Below are 21,652 nucleotides of genomic sequence, written 5' to 3' on the forward strand. Positions count from 1 at the left end.
ATGTTGCTCAGGATTTATCGTTCGGCTTAGATACCGTCACGTTCGATTGGGCAGCTCATGCAGCGTGCGCCACCACGGCCGCGGCCTAGCTCGTCACCTGGGATTGGAAGAACGGTGATACCAGCTTTGTCGTACTTCTCGTTGGTGTAGACGTTACGTTCGTAGCCAATAACCACGCCTGGTTTCACAGTCAGTACGTTGTTCGCATCGTTCCACTGCTCACGTTCAGCTTCGAAGCTGTCGCCACCAGTGGTGATAAGGTTAAGCTGACCCACACCCAGTGCTTTTTCGATAGCAGTTACGAAGTAGCCTTCTTCTTTCACGCTGACTGCGCCAGATTCGTCACCTGTCAGGCTCCAGCACTGTACGTCTTTACGCACAACTTCTGGGTAAACAGAGAAGGTATCTTCACGCATATGCGTCATTACTGTATCCAGGTGCATGCAAGAGCGGTGCTTAGGTAGCTGCATGGCGATAACTTGCTTCGCTTCGCCGTGCTTGAACAGGCTAGAAGCTAGCTGCTCAACACCTTGTGGGGTGGTACGCTCGGACATGCCGATAAGTACTGCGCCTTTACCGATAACCAGTACGTCACCGCCTTCGATAGTCGAGTTGTCGTACATTTTCTCTTCGTCACCGAAGTACTTAATGAAGTCTTGGCCTGCGAAGGTTGGGTGCCAGCGGTAGATTGCACGAACGTGGTTTGTTTCACGTTGGCGAGCAGGTTTAGCCATTGGGTTGATAGACACGCCGCCATATACCCAGCAAGATGTATCGCGAGTAAATAGGTGGTTTGGCAATGGTTCAATGATGAAGTCTGTAGGCTCGTGCATACCTTGCATCATTGAAGATGATTTGATTGGAAGCTCTGAGTAGCTTAGGCCGCCAAGTAGAATAGAAGCTAGTTCTTGGTTAGGAAGGTCAGCCAGGAAGCAGCGAACATCGTTGGCGAAAGCCGGACCGAAACGGTAATCAGAGATTTGAGTACCTAGTAGCCAGTCTTTTGCTTCTGGTACCGCAAGTGTTTCAGCTAGCATGTCACGAAGCAGGAAGACTTCAACACCTTGTTCGCGAAGCGTATTGGCAAATACGTCATGCTCTTCACCGGCACGCTCAACAGCCAGTACATCATCAAACAATAACTCATGGCAGTTTGAAGGCGTTAGGTGAGTTAACGCACGCTCTGGACGATGAAGAAGTACGCGACGTAATTGACCTACTTCAGAACCTACATAGAACTTACTCATGATCGTATCTCTCTATTTTTATGCCAGTGTAATATCACCGACTTATTTGTTTTTTGGCGATGGTAATTAAATTGACTATTTAATCCATCGCGTCGTTTCTGTAATTAATTCTACTCTTTCGTTAATTACAGTCTTAGACCTTTGTCACACTTTAATTATTAATAGGGTAACTTAACTGCCCAGTTTTATTAACATAATTCATGCATTTGTAGCTTCTTTTCAAGGCTGGGTTTTTATGTGTTCTTTGTGGGTTATGCATTGCTTTTGTTTGTGTATGTTGTTGTTTTTAAATGGTTTTTCTTTTTGGTTGGGAAGTTTATGCAGTTTCTTTTCACCGGGGGGATATGTAGAAATACCGATCTTATGCACTTAATATGGTTGTCTATCTAAAATAATCGTATTTGTTACTACTGTGGTAACAAATATTTTTCCTTTTATTTTTTAAAATGTCTTTTTTGTAGTTTTAATACAGGTTGGTATTAATTGCATTTATTAATTTTTAGTGACGATTTAGTGCTTTTTTAGAACGGTGTTCTCCTTGTTTTTTTATGTTTTGTAAAACGATTTTATTTCAATTTTTATTTTGAACTATGATAACCAATTAATTTTCGTTGATAATTTAAATGAATAAATCAAATATACCCAAGCTACCTTAAGATGCAGGATTCAGTGTGAGACCAGCAAGCTCGATTCAAGGAAAATGACGGTAGGAATAGCTATGCCCTTTCAACGCTATGTCCGGTGCTATGAGCCCAATTAGGGCGCTTTTCTGGCCGCCATGCTTTTTGTTTTGGGGGGGGGAGGGGGAAAGGCCTGACAAGCTTACCATGTATGAGAAGGCAACAGGCAGTCGGCAATCGCCAATAAAAAAACCGCCCGAAGGCGGTTTTCGTCGAGATAGTAAGGATGCCGAGAGGCAAATTACATCATTGCACCAACACTGAGCATTGTCATGATAAGGACCGTCAAAATACCTAGCAGTGGCGCCACCCATTTCACCCAGCGTACGTAAGGGACGCGAGCGATAGCCAGACCACCCATAACAACCGCTGATGTTGGTGTCATGAGGTTCACAATACCGGATGCAGACTGGTAAGCGGTTACTACCAAGTCACGGCTTACACCAGCAAAGTCAGCAAGCGGAGCCATGATAGGCATCGTCAGTACAGCTAGGCCTGAAGATGAAGGTACTAGGAAAGACAGTAAGATTTCTAACCAGTACATCACGTTGATGAACACGATAGAAGACAGACCTGTAACCGCATGCTCTGCTGTGTTCAGGATGGTATCGGTGATCATACCGCGGTCCATGATTACCACGATACCACGTGCGATACCGATGATCAGTGCTACACCCAGTAGGTCACGGGCACCGTCGATAAAGCTGGATGTTAGCTCTTCTTCACTCATGCGAGCAATCAGGCCGATGATGATAGTGGATGCCAGGAACATACCTGATATTTCAGCCATCCACCAACCTGCAACCGCAACGCCGTAGATCATGATACCGAAAGATGCGGCGAAGATAGCAAGGATGATTTTACGTGTAGTCGTGAACTCCAACATTTCGCCTGACTGATTGCCAAGGAAGTGTGCTTTGTTTTCTTCGTACTTGTCGTATACAAGAGACTTGCTCTGGTCAGCGCGTACCATTTTTGCGTAACGCATGACGTAGGCAACACAGATTAGCCAACCGACAACTAACATTGCGACACGCAGCATGATGCCGTCAGTGAACGGGATACCGGCTGCGTTTGCTGCGATTACTGTTGCGAATGGGTTAATCGTTGAGCCCAGGGTACCGATACCCGCACCGAGAAGAACGGTTGCTGCTGCGACAACAGGGTCGAAGCGCGCTGCCATCATCACAGGTACCAAGAGGGTGTAGAAAGGCAGTGATTCTTCTGCCATCCCGTAAATCGTACCGCCTGCGGCAAAAAGTGCCATCAGGATCGGTATCATCATTTCTTCACGGCCTTTCAGTCGCGCTGTTACCCGCTCGATACCGGCGTCGATTGCACCGGTTTTGGTAACGAGACCAAGGAAGCCACCAATGACGAGGATGAATAGCGAAACATCAATCGCTGCAGCTTCGTACGAGTTATGGTCGTAGAAACCATCAATAGGTGCCAGTAGGACATCAACAACACCTTGAGGGTTATTCTCAACGGCTTTGTATGTTCCAGTAACAGGTACTTCTTTGCCTAGCTCTTCGTTCATCACGCGGTCATACTGGCCGGCTGGAACGATCCAGGTCATCAGTGCCACAAGGGCGATCAGGCCAAATAGAATGGTATAGGCCGAAGGGAATTTAAAGTTGGCAAAGAAGCCACCTTTTTCTTCTTTGTTTACGGTTTGCGTCGTCATTGTCGTCTCCTTGCCTTTATGGCTGTTGCCAGCACAAAGGGTTATTCTGTGTGCCAAACTTTTGCTTGGCATGACGGTGCTCCCTGAACAAGCTGTTCAGTGAAAAGTGGTATCAGCGGTTTGTGCAGTTAGCTATCGATAACAGTTGCTGACTGCGCTTTGATCATCCGTGCCCTACAGGGTTTGTTGGCAGGACGTCTTCGCTAAAGAGTGGTATGGGTTTGGCATCAGAAAGTCGCTTCCCGTATCTGGCCTGTGGCGGTGATGGGCCGTCAGCATTTCGCTCTGGCTGGTATCACCGTTTGCCAAGGTTTGATAGGTGAGCGCTCCTCTGAGGCGGCGTTGCAAGGTGCGCCGTCGGCGCCCTGGCTCGGAGCCGGGATAGAACTTACTCATGATCGTATCTCTCGTATTTTATTCGCTCTACAGTCTTGTGCTGCGAGTCTGTTTTTTTGTTTTGCGAGATGATTTTATGCTTCCCGGCTGGGTTTAACTTTGGTTTCGTTCACATTTTTCGGGGGTGATTATGCAGCAACAGAATCATTAAATCCGGTAATGAGGGTATTTTTCGCCAATAAATGGGTGAATATGCTTATAGGCATTAAAATCATGGAAGAAGTTTATGCATAAGGCAGCCTGGCTTGACTTAACAAGCCTATAAATAATGGTCTCTAAGCGCGGTTTTAGCCCCTGCCTGTTGTTTTGTTATGCGCTTTTATCTATATAAAGTCGCATTTGTTTCATTCAATGGGGGCGCATAAACGGGAATATTATGCAGTTTCAATCACGGTTACCGAATGAGCAGAATCGACGCTTAGTTTGATAAATATCAATTTTTATTAGCAGCATGGTATTTGTGCGCGATCCATGCGATATTTGCGTGAAATTTTATTCCACAGCTGGAGTTACCCCATGTCTTACGCAGAACTGATTGAAGAGCAGAAAGAAGAAACCCGCGATATTATTGCGGCATTGATGGAAGACGGCAGCGATCCTGATTCTCTGTATTCTATTGAACATCATTTTTCTGCCGATACCTTTGAAGAACTAGAAGGTGCCGCGGTTGAAGCCTTTAAGATGGGTTTTGAAGTACTAGAGGCCGAAGAACTGGAACTGGCTCCGGAAGACGGCGGCGGCAAGGTGGTATGCTTTGATGCGGTTATGGAGTCTGCGCTGAAGGCAGAACTGATTGATGAGCAGGCAGAAAAGCTGATCAAGTTGGCTGAAAAGCACAATATCGATTATGACGGCTGGGGCACATACTTTGAGTCGGGTGAAGACGACGAGGAAGAGATCGAAGGCGAAGAGTAAGCCTTGCCTTGTCCAAGAGAAAGCTGGCAGTGGCCAGCTTTTTTTGTGCCCTTTTCACCGCATTGCCTTGTTTTACATTCCCATCTCTCTGCCCCTGCCCACCTTTTAACCACAGTTTACTGATTGTCTTTATGGTGTGTTTTTGCCGAGAAGAGCTTGCCCGTAATTGAGAAATAAGTCACTGATATGATATGTGTTTATGGTATATCTGTTGCTTATTGTTGTGGTAGTCTTTGTTGCTCTTAGCTTGCCTAAGTGAATGTATTCATTGCTGATACAGCATCTTGTTGGACGGGTTATATCGTCAATAAATTAAAAAAATAATGGAACTAAAGAATGGAAAATCAGGTTAGGTTTTACGGCCGGGGACGTGAGTTCTTCGGCATCTGGATTGTTAACCTTCTGCTCAGTATTGTGACTCTCGGGATTTACTCTGCCTGGGCGAAGGTCAGAACCAAGAAATACTTTTACGGAAATACCGATTTGGCGGGGGACAGGTTTGACTACCATGCCAAGCCGATGCAAATCCTGAAAGGGCGCATTGTCGCCATGTTGTGTGTGATTGCCTGGTTGGTGTCGAATAGTTTCTTTCCGGTGTTTTCACTTGTCTTATTCCTGGCGTTTATGCTGGTCATGCCATGGCTGGTGCGTGGTAATACGCGTTTTGATGCCAGGGTGACAAGCTACCGCAATGTTCATTTTGATTTTGCCGGGACGCTGAAAGGCGCCTATGGTGTTTTCCTCGGCTGGCCTATCCTTTGTTATCTGTTGATTGGTCTGTGTTTCTACTTTACTGGCTCGGTAGGGATAAATTATCCGATAGGTGGTGTGGTGCTGGGACTGTTGACCTTTGTTCTGGGTTTTGTGCTCTATGCATGGCTCGCGGCACAGGTCGCATCCTATTTCATTAATGGCTATCGCTATGGTGACAGGGCGTTTAGCGGGGAGGTGGATCTTAAGGTCTATATCAAAACCTACTTGTTAGGTGGCCTGCTAGGGATAGGGATCAGCGTGATCTGGTTGATCCTGGGGGCCGTCTTCGGAGGTGCTTCTGTACTGGCTGAGTTAGGTGCCGTCGGTCAGATTAGCGATCAGGGCCCATCTATCGGGATGATTATCATTATGATGGCGACGTATGCCGGTATGGTTCTGACGATGCTTGTTGTGATGGGCTTTGTACAAGCTAGATTGCGTAACTATTTGTTTGGACAAATTACATCTGATGGTGAGCCGGAATATGGTTTGGGCTCCCGAATGACAACCTGGGGGTTGGTGTCATTGATGGTGACTAACTTTCTGCTGACTGTTGTGACATTGGGTTTTGCCCGCCCATGGGTGAAAGTCAGAACGGCCCGTTATGTCGCTGATGTGACTGTGGTTAATGGCGACCTGGATAAACTGGTTGTCGAAGGCAATGATGCTGACACGGACTCTGCAGTGGCTGACGAGGTTGCCAATGCCTTTGATCTGAATATAGGTATCGGATGATAGTTAGCGGCATTTGTCATCCCCCGCGAAGCTCGGAAAAGCGTGACGCCAGTGTGCAGTTGTTACCTTCTGGTCAGCTGCAACTGGTGACTGAACTGGGGCAGCAAGAGTGGTCATTGGCTGAACTTGAGATCAGTAAGCCATTGGGAAATTTGCCTATAAAGGTTGTTTTTCCCGATGGCATGCAGTTCATTGCAGACGACTCACGTTCGTTAGAGCGTATGCTGGGGGCGGTTAAGTCATCGAGATTGCACCGGGTTGAACGAAATATCCCTATGATAGTAGCCAGCCTGGCAGCGATGCTGGTGGTGTTTGCATTGATGTTTACCCACGGGATGCCTTGGCTAACCGGCGCCTTGGTTCGGGTGATGCCGGTGCAGGTGCCGCAGCTTGTCGGGGAACATGTACTGGCAACGCTGGATGAACATATGCTGGAACCCAGTACGCTCACGCTGAGTCGGCAAACTGCTATCAGTGAGCGTTTCACCCGGATGAGTGCCAACCTACCGCCGCTACCCGTACAACCCAAGCTGGTTTTTCGCCGTTGGGGAAATGGGCCTAATGCGATGGCACTCAGTGATGGTTCGGTTATCGTCTTTGATTCTTTAGTTGAACTGGCCGAGACTTCAGAGCAACTCGACAGTATTTTATTGCATGAGCTAGGGCATATTCAGCACCAGCATGTGATGAAGTCTCTGGTGCGCTCTACGCTTCTTTCTGCTGCTGTTGCAGTCGTGACCGGGGAAAGTACAGGTCTGATAGACACGTTCAGCGGTATCGGCGTGTTTCTGGTGACTCAGGGCTATTCGCGCACTGCGGAAGAAGAAGCTGATGAATATGCCGCTGAGCAGATGGTGCGCCTATATGGCTCGGTCGTTCCGATGCGGCAGATGTTTGAGCTGCTCAATAAGATAGCGGGCAGTGGCGAGCTGCCGGAGTGGCTCAGTACCCACCCTGAGTTGGAGTCACGGATAGAAGGGTTGTCGCAATAAGGCGCTATCAACGAAGTATCTCTTGAACTCGTTACCTCAAAGCTGGCTTTCGCCAGCTTTTTTTATTGTGCTTAGAACGTCTTCAACATCCGTACCTCACAGGCATCATGGCCGGTGTTGCCCATCGGATGGGGGATTTTGACAAACCCAAGTGACTGGTAGAGCGCGATGGCCTCGGTGAGATTGGCGGTCGTCTCGAGGTAGCAGCCCTGGTAGCCCTGCTCGCGTGCAAACCTGAGGGCTATGACCGCCAGTTTGCGAGCCAGCCCCCGGCCTCTTAGTTCGGGGAGAAAATACATTTTCTGCAGCTCGCAAATATTTTCTTCTCCTGCCAGTGGAGCAACTCCGCCGCCACCTAAAATGCGTTTATTGTGCTCAATCACCCAATATCGGCTGCCGTCATGCTGATACACCTCGCTCATGGTGTCCAGGGTTGGGTCGGCAACACCATAGCCTTTATCTGCTGTCAGTCCGTACTCTGCCGAGACGCGGCGGATCACCGCGGCCACTGCCGCGTTGTCGAGCGGGCTAAGTTGCCGGATCTCATACCCTTCCTGTCGGGAGGCGGCCTGCATGGATTTGGTGTATCGCTTTAGGCTGGCTCCGAGCTGGTCTATCTCATCGGTATCCATCTGATCCAGCCAGTTATCGACCTGTGTGTTGAGTTGCTGGTGGAGGGCGGTGAGTTTATCCCTACCTGTGGTTGTGAGCTCAAAGATCTGGCTGCGTTTATCGAGTGGGTTGGGGACAGATTGCACCAGTCCCTGATTGAGCAAGATTGCCAAGGTGCGGCTGGCATTGGACTTATCGACATTGAGGCGGTGGGCCATTTCATTGACGGTGGCAGCACTGTGCTCAAGTTCGATAAGCGTGTGAGCCTGAACCGGGGTGAGAGCCATGCTGCCACAGTGATTGTCGAGCATGCCGAGTTGGCGGACCAGCTGGCGAGAAAGCTGTCTTAATGTTTTGGCATCCATAAGGTTGAACCTTTATTGTTGCGATATACAACTATATTTAATTGCGATGCGCAACAAAGTCAAGTCCAATATTGGGTCTATCTCCGGTTTAGAGCGAGTATTAGTGATGGCAGACAATCATATCAAGGTGCTTGCTGCGTGCTTGGTTTTGCTCCTGTCCCTGACGTTGCCAAACTCGTTCGTGAAAGTAATACGCGATGGTGTTGATGGCAGGCTCTATCATCGCCATAACGCTACCAATCAGGAGATCACCGGTCAGCAGGTAAGCGACTGAAAAGGCAACGCTAAAGTGGACGATGGCAAAGCTGATGGTCTTGCTTGCCGGTGCGCTGTACTGTGAGCGTTTCAGTGTACTGCTTTGCCAGGCCTTTTCATGAAAGAAGAAGGCCACGGTATTTACCATCGGCTCGATCATCGCGATCAGGCTACCGATCAACAGATCGCCGGTAAGAAGGTATGCGACGCTAAAGGCAACTGTAAAATGGATAACGGCAAAGCTCAGGGTCTTTTTCATGATGGCTTCCTCTCTCTTGATATCGTTATTATTGCGAATAATTATCAATAACAAAAATCAATTGTTGTTATTGAATTGATAGGCGGAAGCTTTTGAAGGAGAGGTGAGTGAGGAGGCCGTAATTACCCCCTCCCAACCTCCCCCTTGAAAAGGGGGAGGAGTTGCTGGTTGTACAGACCGGATACATCATTGGCAAAATATGGTTTACAGGTGCCAGAAAATAAAAAAGCCGACGATTTCTCGTCGGCTTTTGCTTCGAATATTAAGACTGGAGATTACAGCGCAGCGATTGTTGTCTGCTGCTCTTCTAGCTTAATCAGCGTTTCTTTGTAGCTCTCAAGCTTCTCGCGCTCTTTGGCAACAACGGCTTCTGGTGCTTTCGCAACAAATCCTTGGTTACCTAGTTTGCCTTCGATGCGTTTGATTTCACCCAGGGTCTTCTTCACTTCGCCAGCCAGACGAGCAAGCTCGGCATCTTTGTCGATAAGACCAGCCATTGGGATCATCAGTTCAGACTTGCTAACCAGTGCCGTTGCACACGCAGGGGTTTCTTCTCCCTCTGCCAGTACCTTGATACCTTCCAGCTTAGCCAGCGACATCAGTACGGTACGGTTTGCTTCCAGGCGAGCAGCATCATTTTCGTCAGCTGCTTTTAGCATCACATCAAGCGGCTTGCTCGGGGCGATATCGTACTCGGCACGCAGGTTACGGATACTGGTGATGAAGGCTTTCACCCACTCGATGTCAGCGATAGCCGCTTCGTTGAAGTTAGCCTCGTTAAACTGAGGCAGTGCCTGAGTCATGATGGTTTCACCCTCAACACCGTCTACCAGCGGCTTCACGCTCTGCCAGATAGATTCAGTGATGTAAGGTAGCACTGGGTGAGCAAGACGCAGTGTCTTCTCAAGCACGGTGATTAGCGTATGACGAGTTGCACGCTGTTGTGCTTCGGTACCTTTCCACAGTACAGGCTTGGTCAGCTCCAGGTACCAGTCACAGAACTGGTTCCAGATGAACTCATAAATCGTACCTGCCGCCATATCCAGACGGTAGTTTTCAACATGAGTGTTGAAATCTTTCGCTGCCAGCTCGAACTGAGATTCGATCCACTTGTCAGCTAATGAGAACTCCATCTCACCGCCCTTCATGCCGCAATCTTGGTCTTCTGTATTCATCAGCACGTAACGACTTGCGTTCCATAGCTTGTTACAGAAGTTACGGTAACCTTCCAGGCGCTTCATGTCCCAGTTGATGTCACGGCCGGTCGATGCCATTGCCGCCAGGGTAAAGCGTAGGGCATCGGTACCGTAGGCTTCGATGCCGTTCTCGAAGGTCTTGCGGGTGTTCTTCTCAATTTTTGCTGCTAGTTGAGGCTGCATCATGTTGCCACAACGCTTCTCAACCAGTTCTTCAAGGCCGATACCGTCGATCATGTCGATTGGATCGATAACGTTACCCTTGGATTTCGACATCTTGTCGCCGTTCTCGTCACGGATAAGGCCGGTCATGTAAACCGTCTTGAACGGTACCTGAGGCTTGCCGTTTTCATCTTTTATGAAGTGCAGCGTCATCATGATCATGCGCGCTACCCAGAAGAAGATGATGTCAAAACCTGATACCAGTACATCCGACGGGTGGAATGTTTTCAGATCGTTAGTCTGCTCAGGCCAGCCTTGTGTGCCGAATGTCCATAGTGCTGAAGAGAACCAGGTATCCAGTACGTCGTCGTCTTGACGCAGTACGACAACAGAAGCCAGGTTGTTGTTTGCACGAACTTCTTCTTCGGTACGGCCAACGTAGACGTTACCGTCGTTGTCATACCAGGCCGGGATTCGGTGGCCCCACCATAGCTGGCGAGAAATACACCAGTCTTGCACATCACGCATCCAGGCGAAGTACATGTTCTCGTATTGCTTCGGTACGAACTGGATGTCGCCGTTCTCAACCGCTTCAACCGCTGGTTTAGCCAGTGGTGCTGTGCGCACATACCACTGGTCAGTCAGCAATGGTTCGATAACCACGCCACCACGGTCACCGTAAGGTACTGTCAGGTCGTGATCTTTGATTTCTTCAAGCAGGCCCAGCTCATCGAACTCAGCGACGATTGCCTTACGTGCAGCGAAACGCTCCATACCGTGGTATTTAGCTGGAAGTTCGGTGCTGTAGACATCGCTTGGCTCACCGTTGGTGGTGAAGACTTCGGCGCTGTCACGAATGTCAGCATTGATAGTCAGGATGTTGATCATTGGCAGGCTGTGGCGCTTACCGACTTCGTAGTCATTAAAGTCGTGTGCTGGGGTGATTTTCACACAACCCGTGCCTTTTTCCATATCGGCGTGCTCATCGCCCACGATAGGGATGCGACGATCTACGACAGGGAGAATGATTTCTTTGCCGATCAGATCTTTATAGCGAGGATCTTCAGGGTTTACTGCAACACCGGTATCACCCAGCATGGTTTCCGGACGCGTGGTCGCGACAACGATGTAATCTTTGCCTTCGGCTGTTTTTACGCCATCCGCAAGCGGGTAGCGGAAGTGCCACATGTGGCCTTTCTTGTCTTTGTTCTCAACTTCCAGGTCCGAGATCGCGGTGTGTAGTTTCGGATCCCAGTTGACCAGACGCTTACCGCGATAGATCAGATCTTCTTCATATAGGCGGACGAACACTTCTTTAACAGCATTGGACAGGCCGTCGTCCATGGTAAAGCGTTCGCGATCCCAGTCGACTGATGCACCTAGGCGACGAAGCTGTTTGGTGATTGTGCCACCCGATTCGCCTTTCCACTCCCAGATCTTGTCGATGAACGCATCACGACCATAATCGTGCTTGGTCTTGCCTTCTTCGGCTGCGATTTTACGCTCCACAACCATTTGGGTTGCGATACCTGCGTGGTCAGTACCGACTTGCCAAAGGGTGTTTTTGCCTTTCATACGCTCACAGCGGATCAGGGTATCCATGATGGTATCCTGGAACGCGTGGCCCATGTGCAGGCTGCCAGTGACGTTTGGTGGCGGGATCATGATGCTGTAGGCATCTTTAGATGTGTCACCATGAGGCTTGAAGTAACCAGCCTCTTCCCAGCGCTGGTACAGCGCCTGTTCGATTGATTGTGGGTTGTATGTCTTTTCCATAGCGCTCTTAGAAGGATCTATATGGGAATTAGGGCGTCTCAGGGGCAGCTGCGGTCTGTAACTGAATGCCGGCAAGGCGATATGCCTTGTAGCGTTCTCGGGCCAACTGCTTGAGTTTTTCATCGCAAGGAACGAAGTCTACCACTTGTGAGAAGGTAACAGCAAAATTTGGTGCTTCCTGACTCAAATTAATCAGAATACCCCGGCGTCCGCTGTGGCGTAACCCCGGCCAGCCGATCTCGACCGGTGAACCACCGCGGGGGCCTTCACCAATGAGATTGTGCGGAACGAAGTTGTCCGGCTCTTGCTGCCACAGGTATTCATCTATCTGTTCAGCTTGCTCTTTGCTACCAGCTAACAGGTAGACCTTTTGCCCCTGCTTATAACTCAATGCTGCCTGATGGCAGGCAAAGTGAAGCTGATAGTCGCTATCGGCTTCAACCTGCTTGTCATCGATAATATAAAAAGTAGCATGAGTCATGGTGGTTGTTCTCAAAAAGAAAGGGGCCTTGCGGCCCCTTTGTTGTCTGATTTATTCGACGTTTTCCTGGCCGGCACGGTTGAGTAGGAACTGGACCAGCAATGGGACAGGTCGTCCTGTCGAGCCTTTGTTCTTGCCGCCGACCCAGGCCGTTCCTGCGATATCCAGGTGCGCCCAGTTGTACTTTTTGGTGAAGCGAGACAGGAAACAGCCTGCCGTGATGGTACCGGCGCCCGGTGATCCCAGGTTGGCCATGTCGGCAAACGGACTGGTAAGCTGCTCTTGGTACTCATCTGACATCGGCAGACGCCAAGCTCGGTCACCTGCCTGCTCGGAAGCATTGATCAGCTCGTGAGCAAGTGGGTTGTGGTTGGCAATCAAACCGCTGATGTGGTTACCGAGGGCGACAACACAGGCACCGGTTAGAGTGGCTACATCGACAACACACTCCGGCTCGAAGCGCTCGACATAGGTCAGTGCATCGCACAGTACCAGTCGGCCTTCGGCATCGGTATTTAATACTTCAACAGTCTGGCCTGACATGGTTGTCAGAATGTCGCCCGGACGGTAGGCACTGCCTCCCGGCATGTTTTCACAGCCAGCCAGGATACCGACGACGTTAATAGGCAAGTTCAGTTTGGCCAGTGACTTCATGGCACCGAAGACAGTAGCAGCACCGCACATGTCGTACTTCATCTCGTCCATCTGGGCTGATGGCTTGATAGAAATACCGCCGGAGTCAAAAGTCAGGCCTTTACCGACCAAAACAATAGGCTTGGCATCAGGATCCGGGCTGCCCTTGTATTCGATCACTGACATCATGGCTTCGTTTTTAGAGCCTTGGCCAACCGCCAGGTAAGATGTCATACCCAGCTCTTTCATTTCTTGTTCACCGATGATCTTGGTGCTGACTGTTTCAAAGTCATCCGCCAGGCGGCGTGCCTGGGAAGCCAGATACGCAGGGTTTGCCACATTTGGTGGCATATTGCCAAGATCTTTACCGGCTTTCACACCCGAGGCAACGGCCAGGCCATGGGCAATAGCACGTTCGCCCAGCGATAGTTCGCGACGAGTCGGGACATTGAAGACCAGTTTGCGCAGCGGGCGGCGGGTTTCTGGCTTGTTGCTCTTGAACTGGTTAAAGGTATAGAGGCTGTCTTTGGTCGTTTCGACAGCCTGACGTACCTTCCAGTAGGTATCGCGGCCTTTGACGTGTAATTCTGTCAGGAAGCAAACAGCTTCCATCGAACCGGTTTCGTTTAGGGTGCTGATAGTTTTCTTGATGATTTGCTTGTACTGACGCTCATCAAGCTCACGCTCTTTACCACAACCAACCAGTAATACACGCTCTGATAATACATTTGGTACATGGTGAAGCAGCAGCATCTGACCCGGCTTACCCTCTAAATCACCACGACGCAGCAGGGAGCTGATATAGCCGTCGCTGATTTTATCGAGTTGCTCGGCAATTGGAGAGAGGCGACGTGGTTCGAAGACGCCGACGACAATACAGGCACTTCGCTGTTTCTCGGGGCTACCACTTTTTACACTGAACTCCATGCGTACTCCTACATCCTATAAAGACAATTAGAGCCAAATGTTAGATAATACCGCACTTACTTGCTGGACCGCCGTTTCGGTATAGGATTAAAGTGCAGGTTAACATTTAGCCGAAAGATTAAAAAATAACTACTTAACCGAAAAACTATAGTGATTCCAGCAAAAAAACAAGTTTTCTATGGGTATATAAAGCGTGATTATTGTTCGGTATTTGACACGTGAGACATTAAAGAGTCAATTTGCGGTTCTTTTTGTTCTTTTTCTTGTCTTTATCAGCCAAAAATTTATTCGAGTTTTGGCTTCAGCCACAGAGGGATCAATTCCCAGTGATTTGATCTTGACCTTGATGGGGCTGTATATGCCGTCAATGGCATTGTTGATGTTACCACTCAGTCTCTATATCGGGATTTTGCTGACTTTTGGCCGTTTGTATGCCGAGAGTGAAATTACCGTGATGAATGCGACGGGTATTGGCAACAAATTTCTGATCCAGGCCGCGTTATGGCTGGCGGTGATCACCGGATCGTTTGCAGCCTTTAACTCGCTGTGGCTGGCGCCGTGGTCTGTCGAGCAGGAAACCAAGGTGATGGAACAGGTCGAAGCTGATTCTGGTCTCGAGCTGCTGGTTAAAGGGCAGTTTCAGGCTGCGCCTGACGGTAAAGGCGTGGTGTTTGTCGATGATATCACCGAGAGTGGTACCCGTCTGCATAACGTTTTTGTGGCCCAGATTACTGCGCGGGATACCATGCGGCCGAGTGTCATGGTGGCAGATCGGGGTTATGTCAGTGAACTGGAAGATGGCCGTCAGGTCTTGGATCTTCAGGAAGGCACACGCTATGAGGGTATTCCTACCCGATTGGACTATTCGGTAACGGAGTTTGATGGCTATCAGGCACTGATTGGCCAGCGTGCGGTACGTGAAAAACATCGTGACTGGGATGCGTTGCCGACGCTGGAACTGATGCAGCGCCCGGAGCTGGCGGCACAGGCCGAGTTCCAGTGGCGGGTATCGTTGTTCCTGTGTATTCCTCTGCTGACTATGGTGGTGGTCCCGCTTTCTGCGGTGAACCCGCGCCAGGGACGTTTCGCCAAATTGTTCCCGGCGGTGTTGATTTACCTGACTTACTTTTTGTCAATCAGTGCCGGTAAGTCTTCGCTTGAAGATGGGGCGCTGCCGCCGGCTATTGGTCTGTGGAGTATTAATTTAGTCATATTCCTCATTGCTGTGGGGTTAAATGTCTGGGATACCTTGCCGGTTAGACAGTTGAGAGAGAAATTAAGGAGACGCGGCTAATGTTTAAGATTCTGGACTTGTACATTGGCCGAACGATCATCGCGACCACGACGCTGACGCTGTCAACTTTGGTGGGGCTGTCGGCGATCATTAAATATGTCGAGCAGCTGCGCAAAGTGGGTGAGGGCACCTATGATCTTTGGAAAGCACTGGCTTTCGTCTTGCTCAGTGCTCCGCGTGATATCGAGATGTTTTTCCCGATGGCTGTATTGCTTGGCGCGTTGATTGGCCTGGGGACATTGGCATCCAGCTCCGAGCTGGTTGTGATGCAGGCGGCTGGTTATTCCAAGCTGGATATCGGGCTGTCGGTGCTAAAAACGGCGGTCCCGCTGATGCTGATCGTTACGTTACTGGGTCAGTGGGGCGCGCCCGAAGCGCAGAAGGCGGCTCGTGAACTGCGTGCTTTGTGGACATCGGGCGGAAGTATGCTGTCTGTTCAGCGGGGCGTATGGGCCAAAGATGCTAATGACTATATCTATATCGGCCAGGTTCATGAGAAGAGCAACTTGAATGCGGTAAATGTCTGGCAGTTTGATGACAACAATGAGCTGGCCCAAACGTGGTTTGCCAAGAGTGCTTCCTACCATGAGCAGGAAGGATGGCTGCTGGAAGACGTAACCATTACCGATATTACTGATGTTCAGCAGTCGAACACGAAATATGCCACGCTGCCCTGGAAGACGACACTGACGCCAGACAAACTGGCAGTGGTTACTGTAAAGCCGGAGGAGCTGGCCTTGTCCGGGGTATATGAATATGTTTCATACCTGAAAGAGTCAAAACAGGATGCCGCGCGCTATGAGCTGGCCTTCTGGCGTAAGGCTCTGCAACCTGTATCCATTGCCGTTATGATGCTGCTGGCGCTGTCTTTTGTTTTCGGGCCGTTGCGTTCGGTAACGATGGGGGCCAGGGTACTATCCGGGGTGATATTTGGTTTTGCCTTCTATATATCCAATGAAGTGTTCGGTCCGATGAGTATCGTTTACCGGCTTCATCCAATGATCGGGGCGCTTGGCCCGAGTCTGGTATTCCTGTTTATTACCATCTACCTGCTAAGGCGAAAGCTGTAACAGACAAAAAGGAGCCAATCGGCTCCTTTTTTGATGCTGTAGATGCGGTCTGTTAGTTTGGCTTGGGCAGGACGATCATTTCGCATTCAGCCATCATATCCTGAAAGGACTGCTTTTCTTTGTTAAAAGGAGCCAGTAGGTTGCCTAGGCCAAAAGCCGAGGTGCCCATTCTGATCAGCGCTTGAGTCAGGCGAATGTTGGTTCCGTTTTTGTTTTGTAGCCTTAACTTCCAGGCCCGCATGCCGATTGTCTGCCCGCCGCGACACCAGAAGAAGGCAAAGAATCCGATAATAACAAGAGCCAGGTACGCCGTGTACAGCATGCTAACAACAGGGTGTTCCGTGAGATAGGCACTTGCGTCCTGATAGTCGCCGAGGTTGAGTATGCCGAGGTTGAGCAAGATAGCGACACATGCCATCGCTGTGCCGCCAGCGAGCATCAGTACGGCAGCCACGACCAGTGAGTCATAAAGCCATGCCCCCAAGCGACGAAAAAGCCTCGGATATTGCTTGGTCAGTTTAACGTCCTGTTGTTTCTTCTGTTTCATCAATTCACCACGTCTCAATGGGTTGTCAGCGCTGTTGTATCGTTACTTAGGAAGCTGTTACTAGTTGGCGAGTACCTCGCAAGGTGATTTCGGCAGAGCAGTTTCCTGAACGGAGTGTAACAACTAACGCTGATAACGGGAATCTCCGCACTGTCGGAAATGAGAGGGGAAAAGCCGCTGGATTGATGTTTTGCAGCTATCCTTAATTTTCAGGCCCCTGTGAGTTAATAAGGAGAAACATGATGGCAGAAGAAGTGAAGAATACGACCAACTGGCCGGATTTGGCCGGAGCGCTTTATGACAAGTTGACTGAGCGCCATGCGGAGTTGACGTATGATTTTCATAATGTCGAGGTCAGTGTTCCCAGCGGAGCGGGCGACAAACCAGATCACTCGGTATGGAAGTTCAATGGCAGCATCAGCATCCGGGGACGAAATCTGGATTAGCCCTATGCAATTGTATATTCAGGGCGAGATGGATATCGAGGTGGATGGTGAGCCTGTCCACCTCGAAGCCCGGGCTGATGGTCTTCTATTGACTTTGAGACGGCTCACAACATTGGCAGCCGTTGCCCGTGTACTGTCGCAGCTGCCACGGACTATTCATACCAAGGTTTCTTTGTCCCACTTAACCGTGATCTGTCCGTCTATTGTGATTAAGATTGGTGAGGATACAGTCTTGCAAGTCAGCCGACGTGATGGTTTCCTGTCATCAGTATGGCCGCACCAATTTACCTTGAGCAATAAAAAGATCTGGTTGCGCAACAGTGTTGGTTTACTGCGTTGCTATTTCAGGTAAGTACCATGTTGTATAAGGTTTAGCCTTGCTAAGTGGTTGTTGGTTAAATATAAAGCAGGCAGACATCAATACACTGTCCGTATTGAATAAATACTTGCGCCCTAAGGTTCGATACGTATAATGAGCTGCATCTGCCCGAGTGGTGAAATTGGTATACACGACGGATTCAAAATCCGTTTCCTTCGGGAGTGACGGTTCAAGTCCGTCCTCGGGCACCAAGATTTAACAAAAAAGCCTCAGCTAACGCTGGGGCTTTTTTGTTTCTGCTGTTTGTCATTTCAAGATAAAGTAAAAATATAACCAAGCAGAAACAGCGCGTATGCCATAGGCATACACGCTGCGGATTGATGTTGTTCTGTCAGTTAGGTGCGATTATAGCTTAACGAACAGTGTTGGCTCTGCTACTGGTGTCCAGTCTGCCTGTGATACGTGTGCAGTCAGTACCTGATAGCGTGCACCCATATAGTCAACAACATCACCCTCAACGTAGCTTACGTTAGCAGCCCAGATAGTTGATGGTTCTGCGTTAGTCCATAGTGTTGAAGTTACAGACGGTGCCCAGTCATCCTGTGCAACGTGAGCTGCCACTGATTTGTAAACCATGCCATTGTGCTCAACATAGTCACCTTCGGCATAAGATGTGCCAACAGCCCATAGCGGTGTGTAGTTATCCATGGTGTCAAACACATAGCCCGCTTCTTGTGCAATGCGTAGGAACTTCTCTAGCTTAGGCAGGTTCTTGGTTGCGCCCATACCACGCTTGCCATCTTCGAACAGGAAGTCATGGGTAAGTACGATAACTTTGTCTGCATGAAGCGGCGTGCCACATGGGAACTCCTGAGCTTTTGAGTTAATAGGCTCAATCGTTGTTGGCGCACAGGCATTAAGTGCTGCATCAACATAGCCCAAGAATGCATCGGCTTCTGTCAGGCTGTTGGCTGGCATAGGAATACCCCAGTTTTCAGGTGCCCAGTCCAGATCCCAACCATGAGTCTGATACCCTTTATTGGTTAGAATATCTTGAACCTGAATGCTGGCTTTGACGCTGTTTGATGGGTTTGTAGTATCACATACGTATCCAGGTTCCCAAGGTTTCAGGTCGTCAGAGGTTGCACATAAGCCGTCAGCTTTAAAGTCTTTCGCGACACGCCAGCCGTTGGTGTACGGTAGTCGAGCCAGGCTTGTACCCTTGTAATTTGGATAGCTGTTAACAGTTGGAAGATGCTTTTCGATAACAGTCAGGTTGTCATCAAACATTGATGCATCGAAAACAGGATCCTGATAGGAGTTGATCTGGTGATCACCTGTCGCGTTACATTCAGCGGCACTGTTTGGACCAAACTCTTCGACACAGTTATGTACCATGTGGTTATAACTGTGGTTAGCGATAACATGGCCAGTATCAAGCATGTACTTCAGAGCTTCGACGGCTTTGTCTTCGTTTTCGTCACCGATGCCGTCTAGGTGCCAGGAGTTTACATAGAAGGTTGCTTTGATGCCGGCTTTGTTTAGTACATCAACAACTGGAATTGAAGCGTTGACCGGGCCATCATCGAAGGTTAGATAAATAGTGCCTTTAGGCGCAGCCTGTGCTGCCGCAGATGTAGCAAGGATTGCACCGGTACATAGTACGGACAAAAGTGTCTTTTTCATTTCGATATTCCATATTGGTTGGTTGGTAAATAAGATTATTCTCTGGCTCGATACTATTAGTTAGCCCTGTATTGCCTAGCATTATTACCACTGATTTTTATTGATATAATCCATAGTGTTATTCTCTATCTGCGCGTCACTATGCATTGAATTACTCTGAACATACTTTTATCGCATTAATATTTCGAGTCACATCCCACTTTCGGGACATTTTCAATTAAAGTGGTTGGAATGGTTTCTTGAAAATATATTTCCTTTCATTCTTTTGAAATTTTGCATTGATTAATTACTTTATAAAATGAGAAGCTCTTCACGTTAATGCAACCGGTTGCGCTTTTACTTTTTTTTTATTTGGTTACAATTTTCATATCGCTTAAACAGCGTAAAAATAAAACTGGAGAGTGGGATGAAAAAGATTTTGTTATGTTGCAGTGCTGGCATGTCAACCAGCATGCTGGTTCAGAAAATGGTTCAGTCAGCCAAAACCCGTGGTATTGATTGTCAGATTGAAGCGCAGTCTGTGAGTTCATTTGACAAGGCTATTCAAGAGTTTGATGTCTGTTTGCTTGGGCCTCAGGTGCGTTTCCAGCTTGAAGACCTGAGAAAGATTGCGAGTCAGTACGGAAAGAAAATTGATGCTATCTCTCCTATGGCTTATGGAATGATGAAAGGAGATGAAGTACTGGATCAGGCTCTTTCATTAATGGCCAAATAAATTGATTTGAATCAACCATCGTTTGATGGTTGATTCTTTTTATATTCAATAAGGAAAGTTTTATTCCTCTGCATTATTAGTATGGGGTGGAATTCTTTATCTTTTAAAAAAGGATTGTTCATATGAAGCTTTACGATAAGTTAATGAATGTCGTAGAAAATACAATCGCCCCATTGGCGGCGAAAGTCGGCTCGCAAATACATGTGCGGGCAATGCGTGATGGTTTTATTACCGCAATGCCATTTATTATTGTGGGTAGTTTTATTCTTATATTTGCTTTTCCCCCGTTTGCTGAAGATACAACGAATGGATTCGGTCGAGCTTGGCTAGATTTTGCGACTAATAATTTTGACGCAATCATGATGCCTTACAATATGTCGATGGGCATTATGACGATATTCGTCTCTTTGGGTGTTGCCTATAGTTTGGCGCGCGCCTATATGATGGACGGTATTACCTGTGCATGTTTGTCGCTAATGAGCTTCTTGCTGATTTGTGCACCTGTTACCGATGGTGCCCTACCTGCAAACCACATGGGCGGAACGGGTATCTTTACTGCAGTATTGACAGCTTTCTTTGCTGTCGAACTAGTTCGCTTCCTGCAGAAACACAACATCACGATCAAAATGCCAGAACAGGTTCCACCGGCAATTGCCCGTTGTTTTGAGATGCTTATCCCTGTCTTGATTGTGTTCATGACGCTGTACCCGTTAAGCCTATTTGTTCAGGCTCAGTCAGGTATGCTGATTCCTGATGTGGTGATGGATCTGTTCAGACCGCTAGTTAGTGCATCAAATACTTTGCCTGCCATTATCGGTGCGCTTCTACTGTCACAGTTACTATGGTTTGCTGGTATTCATGGTGCTGCAATCGTTGTTGGTCTGCTGTCACCAATCTTCCTGACCAACATTGGCGCTAACACTGCAGCGTTTGTTGCAGGCGAGCCTATTCCAAACCTACTGACTCAGCCGTTCTGGGACTTCTATATCTTCATTGGTGGTTCGGGTGCAACCTTGGCCTTGGCTATTTTGATGGTATTTAGCCGCTCAGTTCACCTGCGCAGCTTGGGACGCATGAGTGCGGTTCCTGGATTCTTCCAGATTAACGAACCAATCATTTTCGGTGCGCCAATTGTAATGAACCCAATGCTATTTGTTCCTTTCCTACTTGCTCCAATTGTGAATGCAATCATTGCCTTCACAGCTGTCAAGATGGGGCTTGTTGGTATGGGTGTAGCAACAACACCATGGACAACGCCAGCAATTATCGGTGCATCTTGGGGTACGGGCTGGACACTGGCACCTGTGTTCCTGGTTGTGGCTCTTCTGGTTATTGACCTGCTTATTTACCTACCATTCTTCAAGATGTTCGAGAAGCAGTTGCTTGAAGATGAGAAGAAAGTTGCTGATAGCTCTAAAGAGGAGGCCGCTGAAGGCACTCCAGCGACAGCATAATTTCGTACTTGGGCTACGGGTTTATCCGTAGCCCCTTTATTACCTACACG

The 21,652-nt window shown here is 48.6% G+C and carries 18 protein-coding genes and 1 tRNA gene; 10 read left to right on the top strand and 9 right to left on the bottom strand.

Annotated features, from left to right (window positions below; genetic code table 11):
- Window positions 1-26 precede the first annotated feature (26 nt).
- Entirely contained in the window at window positions 27-1,247 is a 1,221-nt protein-coding gene (arcA, locus tag L4D19_RS20545; RefSeq protein ID WP_075767061.1) for an arginine deiminase, read from the bottom strand.
- Between the two features lie 921 nt (window positions 1,248-2,168).
- On the bottom strand, window positions 2,169-3,614 hold the full coding sequence (locus tag L4D19_RS20550; RefSeq protein ID WP_428454043.1) for a YfcC family protein: 1,446 nt from the start codon (window positions 3,612-3,614) through the stop codon (window positions 2,169-2,171).
- A gap of 912 nt (window positions 3,615-4,526) precedes the next feature.
- Here L4D19_RS20550 and rraB point away from each other — a divergent pair.
- The 3 genes from rraB (at window position 4,527) to L4D19_RS20565 (ending at window position 7,405) form a co-directional block, all read left to right on the top strand.
- On the top strand, window positions 4,527-4,925 hold the full coding sequence (gene rraB / locus L4D19_RS20555; RefSeq protein ID WP_075767060.1) for a ribonuclease E inhibitor RraB: 399 nt from the start codon (window positions 4,527-4,529) through the stop codon (window positions 4,923-4,925).
- 336 nt (window positions 4,926-5,261) lie between these two features.
- Window positions 5,262-6,413, top strand: a complete 1,152-nt coding sequence (locus tag L4D19_RS20560; RefSeq protein ID WP_428454044.1) for a YjgN family protein — start codon at window positions 5,262-5,264, stop codon at window positions 6,411-6,413.
- A complete protein-coding gene (locus L4D19_RS20565) occupies window positions 6,410-7,405 on the top strand; it encodes a M48 family metallopeptidase (protein ID WP_428454045.1) in 996 nt (331 codons plus the stop codon). The genes L4D19_RS20560 and L4D19_RS20565 overlap by 4 nt, the downstream gene beginning before the upstream one ends.
- Before the next feature lie 71 nt (window positions 7,406-7,476).
- Here the strand turns inward: L4D19_RS20565 and L4D19_RS20570 are convergent, their stop codons facing one another.
- From L4D19_RS20570 to pepA, 5 genes are all read right to left on the bottom strand, one after another.
- Complete coding sequence (locus L4D19_RS20570; protein ID WP_428454046.1) at window positions 7,477-8,382, bottom strand: bifunctional helix-turn-helix transcriptional regulator/GNAT family N-acetyltransferase; 906 nt, start codon at window positions 8,380-8,382, stop codon at window positions 7,477-7,479.
- Window positions 8,383-8,482: 100 nt separating this feature from the next.
- Window positions 8,483-8,896, bottom strand: a complete 414-nt coding sequence (locus tag L4D19_RS20575; protein ID WP_428454047.1) for a DUF2061 domain-containing protein — start codon at window positions 8,894-8,896, stop codon at window positions 8,483-8,485.
- A 275-nt stretch (window positions 8,897-9,171) separates the two neighbouring features.
- Window positions 9,172-12,030 (bottom strand): valine--tRNA ligase, encoded by a 2,859-nt coding sequence (locus tag L4D19_RS20580; protein ID WP_428454048.1) that lies wholly within the window; start codon window positions 12,028-12,030, stop codon window positions 9,172-9,174.
- A 28-nt stretch (window positions 12,031-12,058) separates the two neighbouring features.
- Window positions 12,059-12,511: a DNA polymerase III subunit chi gene (locus L4D19_RS20585; RefSeq protein ID WP_160652030.1), complete on the bottom strand. Its 453-nt coding sequence runs from the start codon at window positions 12,509-12,511 to the stop codon at window positions 12,059-12,061.
- A 51-nt stretch (window positions 12,512-12,562) separates the two neighbouring features.
- A complete protein-coding gene (gene pepA / locus L4D19_RS20590; protein WP_160652032.1) occupies window positions 12,563-14,071 on the bottom strand; it encodes a leucyl aminopeptidase in 1,509 nt (502 codons plus the stop codon).
- A gap of 193 nt (window positions 14,072-14,264) precedes the next feature.
- Between pepA and lptF the strand changes: the two genes are divergently transcribed.
- Together lptF and lptG are read left to right on the top strand one after the other, a co-directional pair.
- Window positions 14,265-15,365 (top strand): LPS export ABC transporter permease LptF, encoded by a 1,101-nt coding sequence (lptF, locus tag L4D19_RS20595; protein WP_428454049.1) that lies wholly within the window; start codon window positions 14,265-14,267, stop codon window positions 15,363-15,365.
- On the top strand, window positions 15,365-16,435 hold the full coding sequence (lptG, locus tag L4D19_RS20600) for an LPS export ABC transporter permease LptG (RefSeq protein WP_428454050.1): 1,071 nt from the start codon (window positions 15,365-15,367) through the stop codon (window positions 16,433-16,435). The genes lptF and lptG overlap by 1 nt, the downstream gene beginning before the upstream one ends.
- A gap of 52 nt (window positions 16,436-16,487) precedes the next feature.
- Here lptG and L4D19_RS20605 read toward each other — a convergent pair whose 3' ends face one another.
- Window positions 16,488-16,982 (bottom strand): RDD family protein, encoded by a 495-nt coding sequence (locus L4D19_RS20605; protein ID WP_428454051.1) that lies wholly within the window; start codon window positions 16,980-16,982, stop codon window positions 16,488-16,490.
- Window positions 16,983-17,221: 239 nt separating this feature from the next.
- Here L4D19_RS20605 and L4D19_RS20610 point away from each other — a divergent pair, with 239 nt between their 5' ends.
- The 3 genes from L4D19_RS20610 (at window position 17,222) to L4D19_RS20620 (ending at window position 17,998) form a co-directional block, all read left to right on the top strand.
- Complete coding sequence (locus L4D19_RS20610; protein ID WP_240152958.1) at window positions 17,222-17,428, top strand: hypothetical protein; 207 nt, start codon at window positions 17,222-17,224, stop codon at window positions 17,426-17,428.
- Window positions 17,391-17,780 carry a hypothetical protein gene (locus L4D19_RS20615; RefSeq protein ID WP_428454052.1) on the top strand — a complete coding sequence of 130 codons (390 nt, stop codon included), beginning with the start codon at window positions 17,391-17,393 and terminating at the stop codon, window positions 17,778-17,780. Before L4D19_RS20610 ends, L4D19_RS20615 begins: the two co-directional genes overlap by 38 nt.
- A 133-nt stretch (window positions 17,781-17,913) precedes the next feature.
- Window positions 17,914-17,998: transfer RNA gene (locus L4D19_RS20620), tRNA-Leu, on the top strand.
- A 154-nt stretch (window positions 17,999-18,152) separates the two neighbouring features.
- Here L4D19_RS20620 and L4D19_RS20625 read toward each other — a convergent pair.
- Window positions 18,153-19,433: a polysaccharide deacetylase family protein gene (locus tag L4D19_RS20625; protein WP_428454053.1), complete on the bottom strand. Its 1,281-nt coding sequence runs from the start codon at window positions 19,431-19,433 to the stop codon at window positions 18,153-18,155.
- A 406-nt stretch (window positions 19,434-19,839) separates the two neighbouring features.
- Here L4D19_RS20625 and L4D19_RS20630 point away from each other — a divergent pair, with 406 nt between their 5' ends.
- Window positions 19,840-20,148 carry a PTS sugar transporter subunit IIB gene (locus tag L4D19_RS20630; RefSeq protein WP_075767046.1) on the top strand — a complete coding sequence of 103 codons (309 nt, stop codon included), beginning with the start codon at window positions 19,840-19,842 and terminating at the stop codon, window positions 20,146-20,148.
- Between the two features lie 122 nt (window positions 20,149-20,270).
- Window positions 20,271-21,602, top strand: coding sequence for a PTS sugar transporter subunit IIC (locus L4D19_RS20635; RefSeq protein ID WP_075767045.1), 1,332 nt, complete (start codon window positions 20,271-20,273; stop codon window positions 21,600-21,602).
- Window positions 21,603-21,652 lie beyond the last annotated feature (50 nt).

The sequence above is a fragment of the Photobacterium kasasachensis genome (assembly GCF_050336885.1).
In the GTDB taxonomy this organism is placed as follows: Bacteria; Pseudomonadota; Gammaproteobacteria; order Enterobacterales; family Vibrionaceae; genus Photobacterium; species Photobacterium kasasachensis.